The 4,021-nt window shown below is 31.9% G+C and carries 4 protein-coding genes and 1 pseudogene; 3 read left to right on the top strand and 2 right to left on the bottom strand.

The features are described from left to right. Nucleotides 1-79 precede the first annotated feature (79 nt). Both OCV67_RS12260 and OCV67_RS12255 read right to left on the bottom strand, forming a co-directional pair. Nucleotides 80-424 (bottom strand): annotated as a pseudogene (locus OCV67_RS12260) (Y-family DNA polymerase); the annotation flags it as partial. Between the two features lie 356 nt (nt 425-780). Next, the gene (locus OCV67_RS12255; RefSeq protein ID WP_147644239.1) at nt 781-1,827 is read right to left on the bottom strand and encodes a tyrosine-type recombinase/integrase; all 1,047 of its coding nucleotides are present in this window, start codon (nt 1,825-1,827) and stop codon (nt 781-783) included. A 328-nt stretch (nt 1,828-2,155) separates the two neighbouring features. Here OCV67_RS12255 and OCV67_RS12250 point away from each other — a divergent pair, with 328 nt between their 5' ends. The 3 genes from OCV67_RS12250 to OCV67_RS12240 all read left to right on the top strand — a co-directional run. After that, nucleotides 2,156-2,476, top strand: coding sequence for a hypothetical protein (locus OCV67_RS12250; RefSeq protein ID WP_147644238.1), 321 nt, complete (start codon nt 2,156-2,158; stop codon nt 2,474-2,476). Between the two features lie 25 nt (nt 2,477-2,501). Beyond that, nucleotides 2,502-3,437, top strand: coding sequence for a DUF6017 domain-containing protein (locus tag OCV67_RS12245; RefSeq protein ID WP_147644237.1), 936 nt, complete (start codon nt 2,502-2,504; stop codon nt 3,435-3,437). Nucleotides 3,438-3,760: 323 nt separating this feature from the next. Continuing rightward, a partial coding sequence (locus tag OCV67_RS12240; RefSeq protein ID WP_178085138.1) for a hypothetical protein occupies nt 3,761-4,021 on the top strand: 261 nt, incomplete at its 3' end.

Here is a 4,021-nt window from a genome sequence, read left to right as displayed (position 1 = left end):
ATTCATTTTGAAAAATCTTTACTTTAATCTTTTTTCTTTTCGCCTTTTTGTGTCCAGATTATTGACTATGGTCCAACTCTGTAACATCAATAAAAGCTTCGTCTATTGAATATACATGTGTATCTTCCTTTGCAATATATTCAAGATATACAGCATATATTTCAGCAGAATAATCTATATACAGCTTCATTCGGGGCGGAGCTTTAATATATTCAACTTCTTTGGGAATTTCATATACACGGCAGTGGTTTTTGATTCCAAGCGCTTTCATCGCCGGCGTTATTGCAAGACATATTATCCCATAGTTACGGTCGAGATCAGCTACTACAAGATTTACACTCATCGGGTCTAATCCTCTTTCAACGCACTCCACACTTGCATAAAAGCTTTTTAAATCTATACAAAGGTAAATCCTATCTGACAATTAATCACCGCTAGGTTTTTACTAATATATAAAAAACTCCCTATCACACAACTGTAATAGGGAAAAATAAGTATATTTTCTTAATTATATAAAAATACCTCACTACATAAAGTGCGGTTATCATCATTTTTAATAAATATTTTCACGGTAAGTATCAATAATTAAAATTATAATTTTATTGGCGTTTTGCACTATTTTATATATATGTTTTTGTACATATTATACACAAGTTCACTAACTAAACCAACGTTTCAAAGACAAGCAAAAGCCCGCAAATGACGTATTTACGAGCTTGTTTCATGGCTCCCCAAGTTGGACTCGAAGCAACTTGAGGAGAAAATAGAAGTAAGTATTATTTACTTGTACAATTCGTCAATAAACTGATAATTCTGAGAGGTAAACTTGTTTAATTTTTGTATTGCCTTAACTTTAGGTTCAAGATTAACCTTAACATAAAAATTTGCGGTAGTAATGATATTAGAATGCCCTAACAATTTGCTGATTACATCAATGTCCACGCCTGCATCAAAAAGATTAGTTGCATAACAGTGTCGGAGCTTATGAAACAATATGCCACAATGCTGCAAATTATGCTTTTTTAAAAATAATTTCAATTCTTTGTAAAGCGTATTGTAACACATAAGTTTGCCATGCATATTTACAAAAATAATATCTTCAAGATTATTTTCCTTTTGTTTTTTTAAGACAGAAGGATTTTTGTTTAAATACTCCTTCCACATATCAAATAATTGAAGAACTTGTTCATTAACTGGAATTTCTCTGATTGAAGATATTGTTTTAGGTTTTCCCAACATTTGACCATCATGAATAACCTTTCCGTTCTTCTCAATATATTTGGTTTTAACAGCTTCTTTAACACGTATGATTTGATTTTCATAATCAATAGAACTCCAACGTAATGCAAGCAACTCACCTATACGCATTCCTGTTAAAAGCAAAATTGGAATAATAATTTTAAACCTTTCCTTTTCCTGAATCGCTATAAACAACTTTTCCAAGTCCGTTTTCGATATTAGACGTTCTGTAGAATTAGGCATTGACCCCGTAGGAATTTTAAACTTGTATAATGGATCCTTGTCAATATAACCATCTTGCATTGCCGTATTAAAAACAGCCTGCATAATTGTTTTAACCGATTTCAAATATTTAGTGCTCATCAATTCACCATTTTCTTTAAATCTTATTGACGAAAAAAAATCACGCATATTTTTAACTGTTAAATCCTCAATATAAGTTTCACGTGAAAAATAATTTGTTATTTTTTTACTTACTTTTTTCTCCCATTGATATGTTGCTAATGTTGAAAAAGTAGTTTTACGATATTCTAGCACCTCCTCTAAAACTACTAATAAATTATGTTTTTGCTTATTTGTCGAATTCATAATATATCGACCTCCTTAAAAAATTGATTGCAACACTTTTACAGGTATCAATATATTGAATAAAAAAGCACTTGTGGCAAAGTGCTTTTTTATTTTAACATAATTCGACATTTTTTGCAATATAATATATTATTTTTTTATTATTATTTTTCATATTTCCCTCAAATTTCTAATTATAATAAATTTTTATTATGAAGACCAGCTGTGAAAATAGAACAAATAATGCTTTGCCGTAATTTGTAAATTTCTGTTATTGATTATATCACAAATAATTAATTTTGGAAAAAAGAATAATTAAAATATATTAATAAACCAAAGGAGAATTTGTATGAAAATAAAAAAATACTTAGTTCATGGTCTGATCGGACTAAAATTAAATTTTGTACACACATTATCACTTGACGCACAGGGAATATTAACACGAATGGTAAATTTACCAGAATGTGATTATATAACCCTAAAAGAATTTCAAAAACGGTTTCCCAAAGACAGTCTGAATGCAACACAAAAAGGTTTAGATGAACTTGTCAAAAATCATTATGTTTTAAAAAGCAATGATGGAATTTATTCAGTAAATAAGGTTGCCATAGTGCAAAACATGTTTTGGATAGAACCAAACTTGACAGATGTTAATCATACCAACAAATAACAATTAAACAAAATTGGAGAAAAAAATGTCAACAGTTTTTAGAGTTTTTAAAACCGAAAAATTTTCCGTAATATCAAACTATCATCTTTTTGATAAACGGCTTACACATAAAGCAACGAATTTATTGACAACTATGCTTGCACTATCGCCTGTATGGGACTATACGCTTGAAGGTTTAGCATCACTGAAAAAGGACGGTATTGACGGAGTTCGTTCGGGAATTAGAGAATTAGAAAAGTTAGGTTATTTAACACGAAGACAGTTAAGAAACGAAAAAGGACAATTAGCTCATAATGAATATCTTGTTTATGAGACACCGGAATTAAATCCAAATTTTGCAAAAAGCAAAAAAATACCGTCATTGGAAAATCCCATAACGGATAAAAAAATCAATTCACCGTCATTGGAAAATCCGTCAACGGAAAATCCAACGCAATTAAATACTAAATTATTAAATACTAAATATACTAATCAATCTTATCAAGATAATAATAATATTAATATTAATAATACATATAGATGCGATGAAATGGATTCGATTGATAAGATTGACAGAAAAGAAATCAAAGCTGAACTAAAAAAACAGCTAAGTTATGAAAACCTCATCAGCAGGAATAAAGCTGACAAAAAGCAGATAAACAGCATTATCAATATTCTGGCAGACGTTATGTCAAGCCGTTCACAAAGTATCCGCATAGGCGGAGAAAACAAACCGTTGGAGGAAGTCATTCAAAGATTTAAACAATTGACGGACAAGCATATTGCCTATGTTCTGGAATGCCTGAATAAAAATGCAAACAAGCCCAGAAACATAAGGGCGTATCTGCTGACGTCGCTATTCAACGCTCCGTCAACAATGGACTGCTATTATGCTCGTGACGCTGATCAGGCTGAAACCAAACAGTATTCTTTCGACATAGAAGAAATAAAATCCCTTACAAATTCTTTTTCCGGACTGTAATTTGATATAAATCCAAATGGTTTTTCATAAATAGCTATAAAATCGCCGTAGAGGGCACCAGCAAGCCTCAGAATCAACGAAAGGAGTTTTTTCACAAAATTACACCCTAAATTTGAAAGTGCCTAAAAACCGCCTTAAAATTACTCTCAGGGCATACGCTTAATTTTCATTTCCACTCCGTATTTAATCGCAGAGCCGTCTGCAAGGCTCTGTAATGCGCAAATCCAGTGAAGGGAGTGATGCTATATGCACGATTTCAAACGGGCTGTAAATTGCCCGCAAATGCGTATTAACGGCATATGCCGAAAAGAAAGGAAATGAAAATGAAACAAAAATTCTGTAAAAAGCTTCTGCTGATAGTAACAGCTGTAATGATGCTTTGTTCGACAATACCATTCCAAGCATTCACTCAGGTTTCAGCTGCTTCGAGCTATGAAGTTTTGGTATTGTTTTCTCCAGAAGGATACGGACAAAAAACCGATGTTCAAATATCCAAGAACGGTAAAATAAAAGCCGGCGGTACATGGCGAATCATCACAAACAACGGAGATATAGCATATTGTCTGGAACCTGGGAAGTCGATA

This window comes from Porcipelethomonas ammoniilytica, assembly GCF_025567485.1.
GTDB lineage: Bacteria > Bacillota > Clostridia > Oscillospirales > Ruminococcaceae > Porcipelethomonas > Porcipelethomonas ammoniilytica.
Note: the sequence above shows the minus strand (reverse complement) of the source record. Positions and strands in the feature narration are given on the sequence as shown.